This window comes from Herminiimonas aquatilis (assembly GCF_042665175.1).
Classification (GTDB): domain Bacteria; phylum Pseudomonadota; class Gammaproteobacteria; order Burkholderiales; family Burkholderiaceae_D; genus Oxalicibacterium; species Oxalicibacterium aquatilis.
Genome location: NZ_JBHTCC010000001.1, coordinates 539,496 through 557,975, shown reverse-complemented (window position 1 = coordinate 557,975; position 18,480 = coordinate 539,496). Strand labels below are relative to the sequence as shown.

The 18,480-nt window shown below is 52.6% G+C and carries 17 protein-coding genes; 5 read left to right on the top strand and 12 right to left on the bottom strand.

The window, feature by feature from the left end; genetic code table 11:
- Positions 1–4 precede the first annotated feature (4 nt).
- The 3 genes from ACFQO0_RS02490 to ACFQO0_RS02480 form a co-directional block, all read right to left on the bottom strand.
- Positions 5–628 (bottom strand): carbonic anhydrase, encoded by a 624-nt coding sequence (locus ACFQO0_RS02490; RefSeq protein ID WP_382232463.1) that lies wholly within the window; start codon positions 626–628, stop codon positions 5–7.
- Positions 629–960: 332 nt separating this feature from the next.
- Positions 961–1,200 (bottom strand): TFIIB-type zinc ribbon-containing protein, encoded by a 240-nt coding sequence (locus tag ACFQO0_RS02485; protein WP_382232462.1) that lies wholly within the window; start codon positions 1,198–1,200, stop codon positions 961–963.
- 122 nt (positions 1,201–1,322) lie between these two features.
- A complete protein-coding gene (locus ACFQO0_RS02480) occupies positions 1,323–2,006 on the bottom strand; it encodes a Bax inhibitor-1/YccA family protein (protein WP_382232461.1) in 684 nt (227 codons plus the stop codon).
- Between the two features lie 200 nt (positions 2,007–2,206).
- Here ACFQO0_RS02480 and nhaR point away from each other — a divergent pair, with 200 nt between their 5' ends.
- Entirely contained in the window at positions 2,207–3,106 is a 900-nt protein-coding gene (gene nhaR, locus ACFQO0_RS02475; protein ID WP_382232460.1) for a transcriptional activator NhaR, read from the top strand.
- 55 nt (positions 3,107–3,161) lie between these two features.
- Here nhaR and ACFQO0_RS02470 read toward each other — a convergent pair whose 3' ends face one another.
- Positions 3,162–4,076 (bottom strand): LysR family transcriptional regulator, encoded by a 915-nt coding sequence (locus ACFQO0_RS02470; protein ID WP_382232459.1) that lies wholly within the window; start codon positions 4,074–4,076, stop codon positions 3,162–3,164.
- 110 nt (positions 4,077–4,186) lie between these two features.
- Between ACFQO0_RS02470 and ACFQO0_RS02465 the strand changes: the two genes are divergently transcribed.
- Positions 4,187–4,945: an SDR family NAD(P)-dependent oxidoreductase gene (locus ACFQO0_RS02465; protein WP_382232458.1), complete on the top strand. Its 759-nt coding sequence runs from the start codon at positions 4,187–4,189 to the stop codon at positions 4,943–4,945.
- A gap of 39 nt (positions 4,946–4,984) precedes the next feature.
- On the opposite strand, the gene ACFQO0_RS02460 is transcribed toward ACFQO0_RS02465, so the two are convergent.
- From ACFQO0_RS02460 to xseA, 7 genes are all read right to left on the bottom strand, one after another.
- Positions 4,985–6,259, bottom strand: a complete 1,275-nt coding sequence (locus tag ACFQO0_RS02460; protein WP_382232457.1) for an FAD-dependent oxidoreductase — start codon at positions 6,257–6,259, stop codon at positions 4,985–4,987.
- Between the two features lie 331 nt (positions 6,260–6,590).
- Positions 6,591–6,785 carry a hypothetical protein gene (locus ACFQO0_RS02455; protein ID WP_382232456.1) on the bottom strand — a complete coding sequence of 65 codons (195 nt, stop codon included), beginning with the start codon at positions 6,783–6,785 and terminating at the stop codon, positions 6,591–6,593.
- A gap of 386 nt (positions 6,786–7,171) precedes the next feature.
- Positions 7,172–8,023 (bottom strand): sulfate ABC transporter permease subunit CysW, encoded by an 852-nt coding sequence (gene cysW / locus ACFQO0_RS02450; RefSeq protein ID WP_382232455.1) that lies wholly within the window; start codon positions 8,021–8,023, stop codon positions 7,172–7,174.
- Between the two features lie 10 nt (positions 8,024–8,033).
- Positions 8,034–8,870, bottom strand: coding sequence for a sulfate ABC transporter permease subunit CysT (gene cysT / locus ACFQO0_RS02445; protein ID WP_382232454.1), 837 nt, complete (start codon positions 8,868–8,870; stop codon positions 8,034–8,036).
- A gap of 203 nt (positions 8,871–9,073) precedes the next feature.
- On the bottom strand, positions 9,074–10,084 hold the full coding sequence (gene cysP, locus ACFQO0_RS02440) for a thiosulfate ABC transporter substrate-binding protein CysP (protein ID WP_382232453.1): 1,011 nt from the start codon (positions 10,082–10,084) through the stop codon (positions 9,074–9,076).
- A 262-nt stretch (positions 10,085–10,346) separates the two neighbouring features.
- A complete protein-coding gene (gene sodB, locus ACFQO0_RS02435) occupies positions 10,347–10,925 on the bottom strand; it encodes a superoxide dismutase [Fe] (RefSeq protein WP_382232452.1) in 579 nt (192 codons plus the stop codon).
- 182 nt (positions 10,926–11,107) lie between these two features.
- Entirely contained in the window at positions 11,108–12,469 is a 1,362-nt protein-coding gene (gene xseA / locus ACFQO0_RS02430) for an exodeoxyribonuclease VII large subunit (RefSeq protein ID WP_382232451.1), read from the bottom strand.
- Positions 12,470–12,728: 259 nt separating this feature from the next.
- Between xseA and ACFQO0_RS02425 the strand changes: the two genes are divergently transcribed.
- On the top strand, positions 12,729–14,453 hold the full coding sequence (locus ACFQO0_RS02425) for a methyl-accepting chemotaxis protein (RefSeq protein WP_382232450.1): 1,725 nt from the start codon (positions 12,729–12,731) through the stop codon (positions 14,451–14,453).
- Positions 14,454–14,579: 126 nt separating this feature from the next.
- Here the strand turns inward: ACFQO0_RS02425 and rarD are convergent, their stop codons facing one another.
- Positions 14,580–15,467, bottom strand: coding sequence for an EamA family transporter RarD (gene rarD / locus ACFQO0_RS02420; RefSeq protein WP_382232449.1), 888 nt, complete (start codon positions 15,465–15,467; stop codon positions 14,580–14,582).
- Positions 15,468–15,858: 391 nt separating this feature from the next.
- On the opposite strand from rarD, the gene ACFQO0_RS02415 reads away from it, so the two are divergent.
- Entirely contained in the window at positions 15,859–17,484 is a 1,626-nt protein-coding gene (locus ACFQO0_RS02415) for an AAA family ATPase (RefSeq protein WP_382232448.1), read from the top strand.
- A 379-nt stretch (positions 17,485–17,863) separates the two neighbouring features.
- Complete coding sequence (locus tag ACFQO0_RS02410; protein ID WP_382232447.1) at positions 17,864–18,475, top strand: MotA/TolQ/ExbB proton channel family protein; 612 nt, start codon at positions 17,864–17,866, stop codon at positions 18,473–18,475.
- Positions 18,476–18,480 lie beyond the last annotated feature (5 nt).

The window sequence follows — 18,480 nt, the reverse complement described above, 5'->3', positions numbered from 1 at the left end:
AATGCTAAGCGGGCATGCCGTCGAAGAATTCGACCGCACCGGTTTCCAGTGAGTACTCTGCACCGACGACCACCAAGCCTTCATTTTGTATCAGGTTTTCGAGTAACTCTGATCCGTGGCGCAAGTGATTGGCAGAGGCACGAATATTCGCACGTATCGATTGATGTACCAAGGCATCGTGGTCATGTTTCAAATCTGTTTCGAGTAGAGTCTCTACCGATGGACGGATACGGTCGACGATCGATTTAAGGTTGCGCGATTGGTTTTCTGTCGGGCGTTTCAATTCCTCTAATGTGGCCACAATTGCGCCGCATTTCGAATGCCCAAGAACGACCACTAATTTCGTTTTGAACTGCGCCGCTGCGAATTCAACACTGCCGACTTGCGAGGGCGCGACAATATTGCCGGCAACGCGAATCACGAACAGGTCACCGAGACCTTGATCGAAGACCATTTCAGCCGGTACACGCGAGTCTGAACAGCCGAGAATGATGGCAAACGGCTCTTGCCCGTCCGCGACTTCTTTGCGACGTGCGCGGGTGGATGTGTTGTCATCATTGCGGATGTCGGCGACGAAGCGACGGTTCCCTTCCCGCAAACGTTCGAGTGCATCTTTTGCAGTATTCATTTGATTTTTCCCTTACTTTTCGATTCCATGTCTGCTTATTGAGTACAGAACAAGCGGCACCTGCGGCCAGACGTCCGCTACTTTAAAGCATTCGTGCAAGCTTTGCTTTCCAAAATTTTCTGGAAAAATGGCGAAGGCTGGGCGATAAAAGCGTGAAAAAGAAGCCGCTGTCGAGGGTGTTTCTGTGGATGAGGCGATTAATTACTGTTTAAAACGGCGGGGGGAGCGGACAAGAAATGGAAACCGGGAAGGGAAAAGGGAGCGGCTGCGATCTATAGAGCGTGCGACCGGCCTGGATTTTTAAATGAAAACCTGCTGTCGATACGTGTGCTTCAGAAATCGAATAATTCGCCTATCAAATCTTTTTTACTCTTCTGGCCATAACCTTCCTTGTTGTAGCCATGCAGTTTTTCCTGTTCCGCGTGTTTGCGTTCGCCACGATGGCGCGGTGGGATCTCAGTGGTCAATGCCGTGGCTGAGCGATCGATCAATTTTTCGAGTTCGCCACGATCCAGCCAGACGCCACGACACTGCGGGCAATAGTCGATTTCAATGTCATGCCGATCGGACATGATCAAGTGCATATCAGAACAAATCGGACATTTCATGTGTATGCCTTAAAGTAGACGCGCCATCCGTAGATGGCGCGCCTTGTTACTCAGAACATCGTAAAAACAGGAAGCAAGGAAAATGATTAGTCGTTGCTATTCACGACACCGAGCAACTGCAACAGGCTGATGAACAGATTGAAGATCGCCACGAACAGGGTGACGGTTGCCATCACGTAGTTGGTTTCGCCACCGTGGATGATTTCACTGGTTTCGTACAGAATCAGACCCGACATCAGCAAGACGAAGGCGGCTGATACTGCCAGCGACAAGGCCTGGATCTGGAAGAAGTAAGCACCCAGCGAAGCCAGGAAGGCAACCAGAATGCCTGCCGTCAAAAAGCCACCCATGTAGCTGAAGTTTTTGCGGCTGGTGAGGGCGTAGGCCGACAGTGCAACAAAGATTGCTGCGGTGGCACCGAAAGCCATCATCACGGTCTGTCCACCGTTAGGCAAGCCAAGATACATGTTCAGCAAAGGTCCAATGGTGTAACCCATGAAGCCGGTCAGTCCGAACACGCAAGCAATACCCAGTCCCTGATTGCGGAATTTATTGGTCAGAAACAGCAGTCCGAAATAGCCGACCATCGTGATGATCAGGCCCGGATGCGGCAGGTTCAAGGCCATCGCGATACCCGCCGTGATTGCGCTGAACAGCAAGGTCACGGACAGCAATAAATATGTGTTGCGGATCACCTTGTTGGTAGATAACACGGACGTCGAGAAACCGGTCGTTCGTGGGGAACTGCGCAGTTGGTCAACTGGATTCATGGTTGCTACTCCTTAAGTGTGTGTGTTTCCATCATGCTGGTCACAAAACATAAGACAGATTAATTTGTCTGCGGTTCTGTTTTCCTGCTTTTCTTTCTTGTGTTCCAGCATGACGCAGGTTAAATTTACGCGCTTTTTATTCTATTGAAAATTCGAATATAATCAATTTTTCATTCGTAAAAACTGAGCTTAGAGGCGTGATGAGTACAATGAATTACAAGCATTTGCACTATTTCTGGGTGGTGGCCAAATCGGGCGGCATCGGACGTGCCAGTGAACGTTTGCACCTGACGCCGCAAACCATCAGTGGTCAGATTACCTTGTTTGAAGATGTGCTCGGTTACAAATTATTCAACCGCGTCGGACGACGTCTGGAGCTCAATGATGCCGGACGCGTAGTGCTGGGTTACGCGGATGAAATTTTCACGCTGGGCGAAGAATTGCAGGAAGTATTGCGCTTCCGTCCGGGCGGCTGGCCTTTGCAGTTCAGGGTAGGTGTGGCTGATGCGGTGCCCAAGGCAATCGCCTATCTATTGCTGGAGCCGGCAATGGAGTTACCCGAGTCTCTGCGCATTGTTTGTCGCGAAGGCAAGCTGACCAGCCTGCTGGCTGATCTGGCGGTGCACAGACTGGACATTGTGATTGCCGATAGCCCGATGCCCGCGAATATCGACGTGCGCGGCTATAACCATTTGCTGGGTGAATGCGGTGTGACCTTTTTTGCGACGGATGAGCTGGCGAAAGAATACGAGAAAAATTTTCCGAAAAGTCTGGATGGCGCACCCTTCCTGATGCCGGGTGAAGATGCAGCAGTCAGGCCGCGCTTGATACGCTGGTTTGAAAAAGAAAAAGTGCGTCCGCGAATTATCGGTGAGTTTGACGATGGTGCATTGCTGCAGGCCTTCGGTGCAGCAGGCAAAGGGATATTCGCGGCACCATCGGCGGTCGCAGAACAAATCAAGAAGCAGTACGGTGTGACTGAAATTGGTCGCACGACCATCGTGACGGAACAGTTCTATGCCATTTCGGTAGAGCGACAGTTGACGCATCCGGCCGTTGTTGCGATCAGTTCGGCTGCGCGTGAAAGCCTGATTCGATAAACGTGGCGAATCTAGCAAAAGATAAAAAAGGAGGACGATTTATTCGTCCTCTTTTTTACTTTAGGAATGGATAATGTTGTTCCATCAGTTCGGCCAGCCAATCCATGAATATCCGCACGCGCTGCGGCAGATGACGGCGATGTGAGTACAGCAGCGAGACTGTCATTGGTGCAGGAATGAATTGCGGCAGAATGCTGACCAGGCGGCCATTTTTAAGGTGGTCGCTCATACCGGAAAGCGGCGACTGCACGATTCCCAAGCCACCCAGGCAAGCTGCTTCGTAGGCTTCAATGTTATTGACGGTGACAGCGCCTGACATCGGGACCGAAACTGTCTTGCCATCGACGACGTATTCGAAACCAGATGAACGCATGCCGAGCACCGGCGTGTAATGTATCAGTTGATGAGATGTCAGATCTTCCAGCGATTGAGGTATACCGTATTGCTTCAGATAAGCAGGGCTGGCGCAATTGGCCATCTGAAACGCGCCTAGCTTGCGCGCAATCAGCGATGGATCTACGGTATCGCCGACGCGTAAAACACAATCGAATCCTTCACGCACCACATCGACACGGCGATCGGCGCTGCTGATCTCGATTTGCACATGCGGGTACTGTGCGACAAATTCTGCCAGATGTGGCATGACGATTTTGTGGGCAACGGCGGTTGGCATATCGACGCGCAAACGGCCCGTCAATGCCGCACCATCGCGGCGGAACATGCCTTCCAGCTCATCCATATCGGACAGCAGATCCTTGCAGCGCTCGAACAGTGCAATCCCGTCATGCGTCGCTTGCACCTTGCGCGTCGTGCGATGCAAAAGTCTTGCGCCTACCAATTCTTCCAGTGAGCGTACATGCTCAGACACACTGGCTTTTTGCAAGCCCAGACTGGTAGCGGCCTGCGTAAAACTACCGACTTCGGTCACGCGCACGAAGCTTCTTAAAAGGTCAAATTTATTGGCTGCCATGATGGTCTATTGGTTTGTCTAATATGAACAGTATATTCATTTAATCGGTATTTATCTTGCTTTGTGCGAACAATATACTGGGTTCATCATTAACCAACAGAGGAATAGACATGAATCAGAAAATCGCCATCATCACAGGTGCAAGCCGCGGCCTAGGTAAAAATGCGGCACAGCATCTGGCTGCGCAAGGTGTTGCCATCATCGGCACGTATCACAGCAATACGGTAGAGGCTGACGCGCTGGCAAGCGCAATAGAAGCCAAAGGCGGTCAGGCGGCAATGCTGCAACTGGATGTCGGTAACAGCGCGTCGTTTGCATCCTTTGTCGACCAGCTGAAGGATGTGCTATTCAGCAAATTCAACACGCAGCAAGTCGATTATCTCGTCAACAATGCCGGTATTGGTCTGGGTGCCAGTATTGCGGAGACCACGGAAGAGCAGTTCGATCAGTTGATGAGAATACATTTGAAAGGACCGTTTTTTCTAACGCAAAAATTGCTGCCCTTGATCGCGGATGGCGGCCGCATCGTCAATATATCGAGCGGCTTGACGCGTTTCAGTTTCCCGGATTATGCCGCTTACGCCATGATGAAGGGCGGGGTGGAAGTGATGACGCGTTATATGGCAAAAGAGTTTGGCGCGCGCGGCATCGCAGTCAATGCACTGGCGCCGGGTGCGATAGAAACGGATTTCCGCGGCGGTGCCGTGCGTGACAATGCGCAAATCAACGAACACATCGCATCGGCCACGGCACTGGGTCGCGTCGGCCTGCCGGATGATGTCGGCGGTGCGATCGCAGCCCTGCTGTCCGACGGCAGTCGCTGGATCAATGCGCAGCGCATCGAAGTTTCGGGCGGTATATTTATCTAGGCATGTAGCGGGGAATGTTGTTGCAGCAATTTGGGCAATTTACTTGCTGATCGGTTGGGCAGGCGTATGCGATTCCGTATGCACCTGCCTGTCCAGGATGTGTTCCGGCTGAATGCCGATGCCAACTGCATAGGCAGGAAGCTTGCGTAAGGCCGGCCAGCGATTCAATAGTTTGAGCGGCCAGGGAACCGTCAGCGCCTGTTTGCCTTGCTTGCCGATTAAAGGCACCAGCACACGATTTTGAATGGCGACTTGTATTGCTTGGGTAATACGCGCAGGGAACAGGCGTCGGCTTTGAATCTGTTTTAGCAAAGGCGTCAGGGCCTTGGCCCGCACCTGCGGATTGGCTAGTGATTTGGATAGAATGTTTGCTGTCGCCACCGCATCCTGAATCGCCAGATTGATGCCTACGCCACCTATAGGCGACATGGCATGGGCGGCATCGCCTATGCACAGCAAGCCTGGTTTCCACCAGCGTTCCAGTCTGTCTACCGTCACACTCAACAACTTGATGTCGTCCCAGCTTTGCAGCGATTGAACCCGGTCTGCAAAGAGTGGCGCTACTGCCGTCAACTCTGCATGAAACGCGTTCAGTCCGCGCATACGGATGGCATCGACACCGCCTTTCGGAATGACATATGCGCATTGCCAGTAGCTACCGCGATTGAGCATCACGAAGAATTGTCCAGCTCCCAAGCGGGCTCCTGTCGTGGAGGGGTCGCCGGTCGCAACCGGCAGGCGCATCCACAGTACATCAATGGGTGCGCCCAAATCGCGTACTGTCAATCCCGCCGCCTTGCGCACAGTTGAATGACGACCATCGGCGCCGATGACAAGGTCTGCATGGACGCTGTGCAAGCCTTGCGCACTATCAACGCGCACGCCGCTGATATGCTCACCGGACTCCAGCAAACCTGTGACGTCAGCGTTCTGTATCAGCTGGAAATTGGGATAGGTGACCGCCTCATCGCGCAGAAAATCCAGAAAATCCCATTGCGGCATCAAGGCGATGAAATTGCATTGCGTACGCAGGCGCGAGAAATCGGCAATCTGCCATTCCTGACCAGCCACGTTAATGCTCAGTTGAAAGGCCTTGTCATGGGGTCGTTGCAAAAAGCGTTGCAGCAAACCGAGTTCATGCATCAGTTCCATGGTGGACGGATGCACGGTGTCACCCCTAAAGTCGCGCAGGAAATCGCCATGTTTTTCCAGCACGACAACATCAATGCTAGCTCGGGCAAGCAGCAAACCCAGCATCATGCCAGCTGGCCCTCCGCCTGCAATACAACAACGCGTGTGAATTTCGTTCGGCATATATTCCTCTCGAAAAGAGTCAGGGCAATACAGAAACGGAAGACTTTGTTAAGTTAAGTATAGCCAGCAGGACCGCACATCAGTGTCAGTAATGTATGGCATATTTCAGAAAGGAAATATGTATGGCAACGCTTGATTAAACGCTTAAAACGCAAAGTATGGAGCGAATGAAAGGTACAGAACGATAGACAGGAACTGCTGAGGGAAAGAAGAAGGTACTGCGGGGGGACTACTGAACTGAAGGGCAGATCAGCTTTGTGTGCGATGCAAGTGCAGCAAGTTTTTTAAACAAGCGATGGCACGCAGAAAGCTGATCTGTTTTTGAAAAATATTATTGGAAAGAACCAACCTTGGTCGTGCTGAAAGGAACGGTAGTGATATGCGCAGGATCGGCATCCTCTTCCATATCTGTCGATGCATCATCGTTATTGTCCTGTTCGCCAGCCTGGACTTGATGAGCGTCAGGGATACGTCTAACGTGAGTGAGGAACGTCGGATTGTTGATGTCGTCGTGATTGTTGTACATATCATTTTCCTTGTTGAAGGCAGCTTGCGTAAAGGCCAAGCTGCGTTGTTATCGCATATGCGTATTTACTCTTTGGTAAATTCTGTTCGCGACCTGAGTTGCGAGAATAGATGAGCCATCCGGTAATGGCGATCAGAAATCATCCCAAATGTTTGTAGGAATGCGCTGACTTTCTGACAGACATACACGTTTTTTTGCTACGGGCCAACAGGCGTGTCGCGCACCTTGCTTACAACGTCGAAACCGGGAGTGTGGACCGAAACGGAAGAGTGGCCGCAAGCAGTTCTGCAGCGCAGCGCGATGATAGTGGATTTTGGTAGGAGTAGGGCGGCAGTGCGAAATTAATTCGCAATAGTGCACAATCGCTGCACACCCTGAAATATCACTTAACTTGCACGGTCGTCTGCCGACTCTGCTTCACGTCTTTCCTGGCGCCATTCCATTGCCGTTTTCAGAATCAGCGTCAGCAGTGCCATACATGCGAGCAAGGCGGCGGCGGTGAATGCTGCAGCGGTCTTGTAATCGTTATTCAGTTGCTCTACGAGCAATGGCAGCGTCAGGGTTTGATTCATGATGGTGCCGGATACGACGGCGACGGCGCCGAATTCGCCCACCGCGCGTGCATTGGTGATGACGGCACCGTACAGCAATGCCCATTTGATATTCGGTAAAGTCACACGCCAGAATATCTGCCAGCCGGTTGCGCCCAGCGACAAGGCGGCGATCTCTTCTTCCGTGCCTTGTTTTTGCATCAAGGGCATCAGGATACGCGCGATATAGGGTGCGGTGACGAATACGGTCACCATGATGATGCCCGGCCATGCAAACATCAGCTGGACGTCTTTTTCGTACAGGTATTTGCCAATTGCGCCTTCCAGGCCATACACGACCAGATAGCAAAAGCCGGCAACGACAGGCGAGGTCGCATACGGAATTTCCACTAGTGTGATCAACAGGCGCCGGCCGAAAAAGTCGTAATGCGTGACGCACCATGCGAGCAGGATGCCGAATACCAGATTGATAGGCACCGTCAGTACCGCAGCCAGCAAGGTCAGGCCTAACGCGTGCACCATGTAATCTTCATTCAGGTTTTGCCACAGCAGTGCCAGGCCACCGCTGAATGCCTGCGTGAAAATCAATACCAGCGGCACGATCAGCAGCAGTATCGTCAAGACGATGCCGAGACCGATCAGGATCCATTGATGTGCTTCCGAAGGACGTTTGATAGCTTTTGCCATGATGGTGTCCTTAACCTTTCCTGAAGAAGCGGCTCTGCACGATTTGCAGCAGGAACAGTAGGGCCAGCGACGCCAGCAGCACGACTGAGGCAATGGCGGCCGCCGCAGGATAGTTGTACTCCTGCAGGCGCACGAACAGCATCAACGAGGTGACCTCAGTCTGGAATGGAATATTCCCGGCGATCATGATCACCGCACCAAACTCACCCAGGCTGCGGATGAAGGCTTGCGACGAACCGGTGATCATGGCGGGTACCAGCGTCGGCAAAATCACGCGCCAGAAGATTTGCCATTTATTTGCGCCCAGCATCAGGGCTGCTTCTTCCAGTTCTGTCTCCATGTCTTCCAGCACCGGTTGTACCGAACGCACGATGAAGGGCAGGCTGGTAAAGATCATCGCGACCACGATGCCAGGGAATGCGTAAGAGATTTTGATGCCGAAAACATCGAACCACTGACCGAGCCAGCCGGTGGGCATGAACAAGACGGACAGCGTCACACCTGCCACCGAGGTGGGCAGTGCAAAGGGTAGATCGACCAGCGAGTCGATCAGACGGCGACCCGGGAAGTCGTAGCGCGTGATGATCCAGGCCAGCAGGAAACCGATGAAACTCACGACAACGGTGGAGTAGAACGCACCCGTCAGCGTGACCTTGTAACTCTGCAGCACGCGCGCATCGGTAATCGCAAACCAGTATTGATCCCACGTCATGCCGCTGACATACACCAGCAATGCCGAAATCGGCAGCAGGATAACCAGGCTGATATACAGCGTCGAAAAACCGAAGCTCATGGAGAAGCCCGGCAAGATTGGCGTACTACGGAAGAAGCGGAGAGACAGGTTCACAATAGGTGCAGGTTCATAGGCAGTGTGATGTCACTGCAAAACGTTATGCCACAAAAGCAAACGACCATCCAGTTACAGATGGTCGCATGGATGGCGGCATTGTAAACCACCCTCATACAGAATGACAAAGATGATGCTGACAAGAGCAAGTTCGCAAATCTGACTTTGCGCCGTCAGCGATCTTTGTCGCACACCTTGAATATTTAGTTACGTTGGCCCAGCAACTGATCCAGTATCGCACCGCTGGCAAAGTGGGTTGCCTGAATCTGGTCCCATGAGCCGAGTACCTTGACTGGATCAATCAGGCGCACTTTAGGATAGCGATCGGCCACAACTTTTGCGACATCAGGATGATGGACGCGATAGTTGAAGGTGGTCAGCAGCAATTGGATTTCGCGCGAGTATTCGTAGTTCAAGTACGCGGTAGCGACTTTGCGCGTGCCTTTTTCATCGACGACTTTATCGACAACGGCGACCGGGAATTCAGCCAAGACTGAAACGGCTGGAGTAACGACTTCGTAACCGCCTGCCTTGAATTCATCGCTTTTTGCGATGTTAATGACTTCAGATTCAAACGTAATCAGTGCATCACCTTGATTATTTTGCGCAAATGCCACCGTTGCACCGCGACCGCCGGTAGGAAAGTTCACAACATTGCGCAACAGTTTGCCGACGAATTGCTTGGTTTTCGCCTGATCGCCTTTGAATTTTTCATTCGCATACAACCATGCACCAAGGTAAGTGTAGCGTGCGTTGCCTGATGTTTTTGGATTAGGAAATACAAGTTTTACATCATCACGTACCAGATCGTCCCAGCTTTTAATGTTCTTTGGATTACCTTTGCGTACCAGGAAAGCCATCGTGCTGTAGTAAGGCGATGCATTATTAGGGAACGCTTTGCGCCAATCCTTGTTCACCAGTCCGCGTTGCGCCAGGATGTCGATGTCGGTCACTTGATTGAAGGTAACGGTGTCAACTTTTTTACCTTGCATGATGTCCTGCGCCTGACGCGAGGTGCCGGCAAACGACTGATCTATCTTCAGGTCCTGGCCGGTTTCTGCTTTCCATTTAGCCTGGAATTTAGGATTGATGGCAGCAAACACTTCGCGCGCAACGTCGTACGACGCATTCAGTATGGGTTTGTCTTGAGCGTGTGCTGCGCCTGATAACAGGGTGGCAGCAACGGCTGAGAGTAAAACAACTTTTTTGAACATAATTACTCCATGTTTTCGTAAAAATTCGAGGACGCGGTGCAGTGGTCGGCGTATGCAATCGAGCAACTTACCCAATGGAAAGGAATATAGCAAAATTCCTTATGCGCTCAAACGATACTTTTCAAATGTCTTCATGCAAAAAAACGAATAAGCAAAAATGCAGTGTCAGGATGGCAATAGGTATTATTGCTTCCTGCAAGTAAAAACGCCTCGAAGGGTTCGAGGCGTTTTTTATTCAGAACTTGGTATGGCTTAAAACAAATTAAGCCAGGTTTTTCGCAACGAAATCCCAGTTCACCAACGCCCAGAACGACTCAACATACTTAGGACGCGCATTGCGGTAGTCGATGTAGTAAGCGTGTTCCCACACGTCGCAGGTCAACAATGGTTTGTCAGTGCCGGTCAATGGGCAACCAGCGTTCGATGTATTAACCAGGTCGAGCGAGCCGTCCGCTTTTTTAACTAGCCATGTCCAGCCTGAGCCGAAATTGGTGACGCACGATTTGGTGAATTCTTCCTTGAACTTGTCGAAAGAACCCCACTTGGCGTTGATCGCGTCAGCTACTGCACCTGTAGGTGCGCCGCCGCCTGCTGGTTTCAAACCGTTCCAGTAGAAAGTGTGGTTCCAGACTTGTGCTGCATTGTTGAATACGCCACCGGAAGATTTTTTGATGATGTCTTCGAGTGTTGCGTTTTCGAATTCGGTACCCTTGATCAGGTTGTTCAAATTCGTCACATAGGTTTGGTGATGCTTACCGTAATGGAATTCAAGTGTCTCTTTCGAGATGTGTGGAGCAAGTGCATCCAACGCATAGGGCAGTGCCGGCAGGGTATGTTCCATGGTCGTCCTTTGTGAGGTTAAAAATAAAGATGTTCTTTTTGAAAGGCCCTTATTGTAAAGCGCTTAAGCTTTGCTTGCACACGACATAGGTCAATTTCTGACAATGCACGCCAGCCATGGGTATGCGGGCCTTTGGCGAGGCGGTGAGCGGTAAAAAGAGGGCGCGACGCGCTGCAGTCCGGCTATTCCAGCGCGGCCTGCACGGTTGCAATGCCGATCAGCGCGCTCCCTTCCGCCAGTTTGACCGTCACGCTCTGGCGTGGATGCAATTCTTGGGGTGTGCGTATGATGCCCCCTTTTTCATTGGTGACGATAGCGTAGCCACGCTCCAGCGTACGTTGCGGATTCAGCATTTCCAGCTGTGCGGAAAGTGCATGCAGGGCTTGCCGTTGGGTCGCAATACGGGCGTTCATTTGATGGGTCAGACCGCGCGCCTGGTTGATCACGTTCGCTCGTTGCACGCGCGTATCAGGCAGTTGCGTGAGCCAGCGATTGCGTAAATGGGCGAGTGCAAATTGTGCCTTGCTCAAAGGGATGCGCGTTGCATGACCAAGCCGGGTTTGCAGTGCCTGCAGTTTCATTCTTTCATGCGCGATATACGCTGCCGGACTGACCAGGCGGCGCGACAACCAGTCTAGTGTCTGTGTCGTATCGGATAACTGGCGTTTCATCGCGCGTCGCATGTCCTCGGCTTGCGTTCTCAATTGTGCGAGCCAGTCTGCGCGCGGCAGCGTTGCCAGTTCCGCCGCAGCCGTCGGCGTAGGCGCGCGCAAGTCGGCGGCAAAATCGGCAATCGTGAAATCGGTTTCATGGCCCACGCCGACGATGACCGGGATGTCGCAACCGACTATCGTGCGTGCGACCAGTTCGTGATTAAACGACCATAAGTCTTCTATGCTGCCGCCGCCGCGACATACCAGCAATACATCACATTCGGCACGCGCCGATGCGCTGGCAATCGCTTGCGCGATTTTCATTGCTGAACCTTCGCCCTGTACCGGGGTGGGATACAGGATCACGCGCACATGTGGCGCACGACGTTTTAGCGTAGTCAAAATATCCCGCAGGGCGGCTGCCTGCGGACTGGTGACAATACCGATAGTGCGCACAAAAACCGGTAGCGGGCGCTTACGCCCGGGGTCGAACAGACCTTCGGCCGCCAGCTTTTCCTTCAATTGCAAAAACGCTTCATACAGATTGCCGATACCGGCACGACGTATGGCTTCCACACTTAACTGATAGTCACCGCGCGGCGCATACAGCGTGACCAATGCGCGTACTTCTACCTTGTCGCCTTCGCGTGGCATGAAATCTGCGTATTGAGCACGACCGCGAAACATCACCGCGCGCACCTGGGCCGCATCGTCCTTCAGCGTGAAGTACCAGTGTCCTGAGGCTGCACGTGTGAAATTGGATATCTCTCCAGATATCCAGGACAAGGGGAAGCTGCGTTCCAGCATGCGTGATACGGCCTGATTCAATGCAGAAACGCTGAGTACAGGTGGTGCAGATGGTGGGGTCGGCAATGGGCGATCAGAGGGCATCGTGATGAGTGTTGAAGTCGTTGGTGGTGCAAAACGGTGCGTACACCATGGTTGCGCGCAAGAAATTGGTGCGCAGGAGGAAGGTGAACACGCAAACCCTGTAGTTTGCACCTCAGAAGTGCGCAGTAATTCGAGCAGCAAAGAATAGATGGTAATGGATATGCGGTTTGAAATGCAGTGTCAGGTGAAATTTTGAGAGAAATGCCACCAAGCCTGTGGTCAGAAATAAAGCATCAGAACTTTGTTGAGGAATAGGGAAATGAATATCAAAAATTTAAAAATTGGCACACGTCTTGGCATCGGCTTCGGGCTGGTATTTGTATTGATGGCAATTTTGATTGCGCTCGCCCTGGTGCGCTTTGCAGAAATCGGCAAGATCAATAGCGACATGATAGATACCGATTGGGTCAAGGCTGAAGCGGTGTCGACCATAGACGCAACCATACGCGCCAATGCACGTCGCAACATGGAGTTGTTCATTGAAAACGAGCCAGTCAAAGTGGCAGGCTTGTTTGATGAAATTAAAAAGAACAAGAAAATCATCGATGACGCCGTCGTCGTGCTGGATCAATTGATCAAAAGCGATGAGGGAAAAGCCTTGATGGTGGCATTCAAGGATGTGCGCGGCAAATATGTCACCTCATTCGGCAAGGTCGGAAAGATGGTTGCCGCCAATGAGCGCGACGAAGCGATCAAGCTCATGGTCAGCGAAACCTTGCCTGCGCTCGATAACGTACAAAAGACGGTGGCCGAACTGGCTGCCTTGCAGAAGAAAATAGTTGAGCAAAGTGGCGCGCAAGCGAAGGCGCACATCGATTCGGCAACGGCCTTGATGATAGGGCTTGGGATTGCGGCAGTCATTCTGGGTGCCGGCTTTGCGTGGTGGATCACGCATTCGATTACCAAGCCGATGAACGAAGCGGTCAAGATTGCGCAAACTGTCGCCAGCGGCGACTTGAGTAGCGTGATCGAAGTCAATTCCAGGGATGAAACCGGCCAGTTATTGCAAGCCTTGAAGGACATGAATAACAGCCTGGTCAAGATAGTGGGTGAAGTACGTTACAGCACCGAAGCGATCGCCACCGCTTCCACCCAGATTGCCAGCGGTAACCTCGACTTGTCTTCACGCACGGAAGAACAGGCCAGTTCGCTGGAAGAGACCGCATCATCGATGGAGGAGTTGAATAGCACAGTAAAACAGAATGCAGACAATGCACGCCAGGCGAATCAGTTGGCCTTGACCGCGTCTGAAGTCGCGACGAGAGGGGGCAATGTCGTGTCGCAAGTGGTGGAAACGATGGGTTCGATCAACGATTCCTCCAAGAAGATTGTCGACATTATCGGTGTGATTGATGGCATCGCCTTCCAGACCAATATTCTCGCCCTGAATGCCGCAGTGGAAGCGGCGCGCGCGGGTGAACAGGGCCGGGGATTTGCAGTCGTGGCGGCCGAGGTACGCACACTGGCGCAACGTTCGGCTGCCGCCGCCAAGGAAATCAAGAGCCTGATAGGCGACTCCGTCAGCAAGGTAAATGATGGCGCGCGCCTGGTCGATGATGCTGGCACAACCATGCAGGAAGTGGTTGCCAGCGTGCGCCGCGTCACTGACATCATGGGTGAAATCACTGCGGCAGGTCACGAACAAACTGCCGGCATCGAACAGATTCATCAAGCTGTGATGCAGATGGATCAAGTGACGCAACAAAATGCGGCGCTGGTTGAGGAGGCCGCCGCCGCAGCTGAATCATTGCAGGATCAGGCGCGCAATCTGGTGCAAGTGGTCAGTGTATTCAAACTGGATGGTACGCACAGCCTGCAGCACAGCGTGAAACATGACGTGATGCATGACGTGAAGCGTAGCACTTCGACGGCCTTGCTAGGAGCAGCGAAGCCCGCGCTTGCGCAGTCTGCCAGCAAGTCAATCGCGCCGAAGGAAAGAAAGGTCGCGCTTGCAACTGTAGGCGACGAGTGGGAGCAGTTCTAGGTTGGTGCCGTGCTTTTTTGCTCATGTGATCGATCGAATGATCCCTTGAGCAAAAAGGCACGGTTTTTTTATGGGCGATGCAGGAATGATTTTATTTAATACCCGTCACCCGAACGCGGGGCTGCGTCACGTTCTGCGATCCGCCTTTGCATAGACCGACAACGCGCCTTGAATAATCAGCAGCGACACAGCCATCCAGATGGGAATGTAGGTCAACCATTCGTGGCTCTTGATTTGCTCGCCCAGCAGCAGCGCAACGAATACGAGTAGCACTGGCTCTACATATCCCAACAGGCCAAACAAGCTCAGACTTAACGTCTGGCTCGCCACCATGTAAAAAATCAAGGCGGCGGCACTCAGGACGCCCAGCAAGGGTATCAGCAGATAAAGCGCCGCATGATCGGCTACGCCGGAAAATCCAACCGATCCTGCGTGCACGAACCACAGCCCGGCGGGCAGCAGCAAGGCCATGTCGAACCACAGTCCTCCCAGATTATTGCTGTGCATTTTTTGGCGCAAAACAAAATAGCCGGGGTAGCCGAACGCGACCACCATGGTTTCCCACGAAAAGCTGCCGACCTGAATCAATTCATTCGCCACGCCGAATGCTGCGCAGATGGCCGCCAGATTTTGCAGTCGCGAGAGACGGTCTTTGTACACGATGCGGCCTGTCAGCAACATGGTCAGCGGTAGCAGGAAATAGCCTAGCGAAACCTGCAGTGCACGCCCCTGCAAGGGCGCCCACATGAAAAGCCACAATTGAATCCCCAGGAATGCGGAAGTCGCCAACGCGCCCGCGATCAGCAAGGGACGCTGACGCATTCTGTGCGCCCACGCTTGTATGTGATGCCAATGGCCGCTACGCCATATGAAGATGGTCAGGAAGGGAATGGTCAGCAGCGTGCGCCAGCCAAAGATTTCTTCGCCATTGAGCGGCGTCAGCAGCGTCGAATAGAAATACAGAGTCGCAAACAGCACCGAGCTGATGACTGAAAATAAAACGCCCTTGGACACTGCGACTCCGTCATGAATGATTTGCGTAGCCGGCAAGTATAAGGAGTTCTATCTGATCGCGATATTTTTCCCGCTTCAGCACAAAAGGCTACGCCGGAACGGACTGTGTTGCAGCGATGTCCGTATTTGCAGCAAGTTTGGCTGGATATGCACGCCGGGTGGCCGAATAGCGGGCTGGCCCCGGCTTCACATGTGCAGATTATTGCTTTATGATGGCCGGAGAACCAGGAGACGATCTCGGCAAAAAGCAGAGAGCTGCTTTTGACGAAGATGCATGTAGGAATTGGCCGCCAAGTATCGATTCCGGCCGTGGTCACCAATAGATAATATGCGGCTTCCAGAGATGGAGGCCGTTTTCATTTGCGACGGCACGAAATTAGCAGGAGTTGTGATGGATTTTGAAATACCCGAATCGCTGGTTACCGTTTTGCTCGGCATGATAGAAGCCAACTCGCCGCTGGCAAAGCGGCTCAATGAGCATGGCGTTTGTCACGGCAAAATGGTGGTCCCCAGCCGCCTGTTCGATGCCACCGCGCTGAATACCTTGTACGATTTGTGCAAGGCGCAGGATGAACGCGCGCTGATGTTCCAGATGCTGGCACAAGATAATATTCTCGGTGCGCCCCAAGCGCGCAAGATTCCCAGCCTTGACATGCTGGTGCCTGGCCTGGCTGCCTACTTTTCCCGCGATGTTATCGACGGCTGGCTCTACAAGCGTAATAAAGATGGCGTGCTGCTGCCATGGCTGGTGCATAGACTGCGCCACATTGTGCCGGATCAGGGCGCGCCGTACGTCGTCATCGATCTGCTGGCAAATACCATGCAGGCCGCCAGCAAGGAGGCCTCGCCCGATCACCGCATGCGCCGTTCCGGCATGACGAATGCGATCGTGATCAATGCCAACGATATTGCCAATCGCACGATCCCAGAATTACTGATCGATCAGGGCTACTTTAAAGAGTGCGCCGAGTTCAAGCAGGAATACGAAGAACAATCCAAGCGCTTCCTCAAATATCAGGCGCAGTTCGGCGCACAGTTCATCGCGCGAAAATCGGCGTTTGTCATGGATGAAAAGTCACGTTTCCATCTGATGCGCATCAAGGACGGTGTGATTGCGAAATGCGTCAACGATGAGGAAAATCTGGATCGCCGTTTTGAAATGAGTGCAGATGCCTCGTTCTGGCGTGAAAGCGGTTTTGACGTCGGCTTCGAAAAAATTCCGCTGCACTGTTATCTGTACATGTTCCATCTGGAACTGCATCAGGACATCTGGGTGCACGTACAGAATTTGATTGAATACCAGTACAAGCCGGAACTGCGCGACAAGCTGATCCTGCCCGAGCATCATCGCGACCTGATTGATATCCTGACTGCCGACATGACGGTATTGATGGAAGACATCGTTGAAGGCAAATCGGGCGGTACCACGATTTTGTGCAAGGGCGCACCTGGCCTGGGCAAGACGCTGACGGCAGAGGTGTATTCAGAAGTCGTCGGCAAGCCCTTGTACCGCGTGCATTCGGGCCAGCTAGGCATTACGGCAGAATCGGTAGAGCAGAATTTGTCGCAAATCCTGCAGCGTGCTGCACGCTGGGATGCGATTCTGTTGCTGGATGAAGCGGATGTCTACATCCGCTGCCGAGATAACGATCTGCAGCACAATGCGATCGTGGCTGAATTCCTGCGCACGCTGGAATATTTCAACGGCTTGTTGTTCATGACGACCAATCGCATTCAGGATGTGGACGATGCGATCTTGTCGCGCTGCATCGCGACGATACAGTATGAAACCCCGTCGAAAGAAGATGCCATGCGGCTGTGGAAATCACTGGCGACCCAATTCCGTGTCGGCCTGTCCGATGAATTAATCGATGCCTTGAGCAACACTTATTCGAGATCCAGTGGTCGCGACATCAAAGAATTGCTGAAGCTCACGTCGAAATTCTGCAAGAGCAAAAAAATCCCATTCTCTGAAGAGACTTTCAGGCAATGTGCGATGTTCCGCGGGATTAACTGAATATGTCTTGCGTCGGCCAGCCCGATGCAGGACATCGCTTCATCCTCTGGGGGCAGTCTCCGATGGGAAAAGTCATTCGCCGAGTACGCTTGTCCGTAGCGCCTCATTTAGAAGCAGTGAAAAAATCTTCTTTTAAATCAAGCGCTTTGCCTACTTAAACACAGTTGCACACAATGTTATCCACAGAAATTGTGCACAACCCTGCAGTCGCTTTGCAGGCGACCGATTAAAGATTTTTCTGCCTCCGGACCGATGCCGGTTAACATGCTGGTAACACTGGCGTGTGCCTGTGCCGCCGAATGCAGGCATCGCTTGCTCTCCCTGCGGCAAACCGTTACATTCTCCATCCATCATCACTGAACCAAAGAAGGAGCTTACTTTGCTCGCCATTATTCAAGCAGCAGGCTGGCCGATCTGGCTGCTGCTGATCGCATCTGTCATTGCCCTTACCCTGATTATTGAACGTTCGATCTACTTGCGCCGTCCGCGTATTTTGCCGCCGAAGCTGCTGGATGAAGTAGTCCGGGTTTATCACAACGGAAAGATTGATGCGAATGTGATCAATACACTGGAACAGAATTCGCCGCTTGGACGCGTACTGGCGGCCGGTTTGCGCAATGTCGATGCGCCGCGCGATGTGATGAAGGAATCGATAGAAGAAGCGGGGCGCGGCACCGCGCATGAGCTGGAACGCTTCCTGACGACGCTGGGCACGATTGCTACGCTGGCACCATTGATGGGTTTGTTCGGTACCGTGGTCGGCATGATTGAAATTTTCGGTTCACAAAATGCAACCGGTACCGGCGCCAATCCTGCACAGCTGGCGCACGGCATTTCGATCGCACTTTATAACACCGGTTTCGGCCTGGCGATTGCGATGCCATCGCTGGTCTTCTATCGTCATTTTCGCGCGCTGGTCGACAGCTTCATCATCGACATGGAACAGCAAGCCGTGAAGTTCGTCGACATCGTGCACGGCGCACGCAAGTAAGCCAC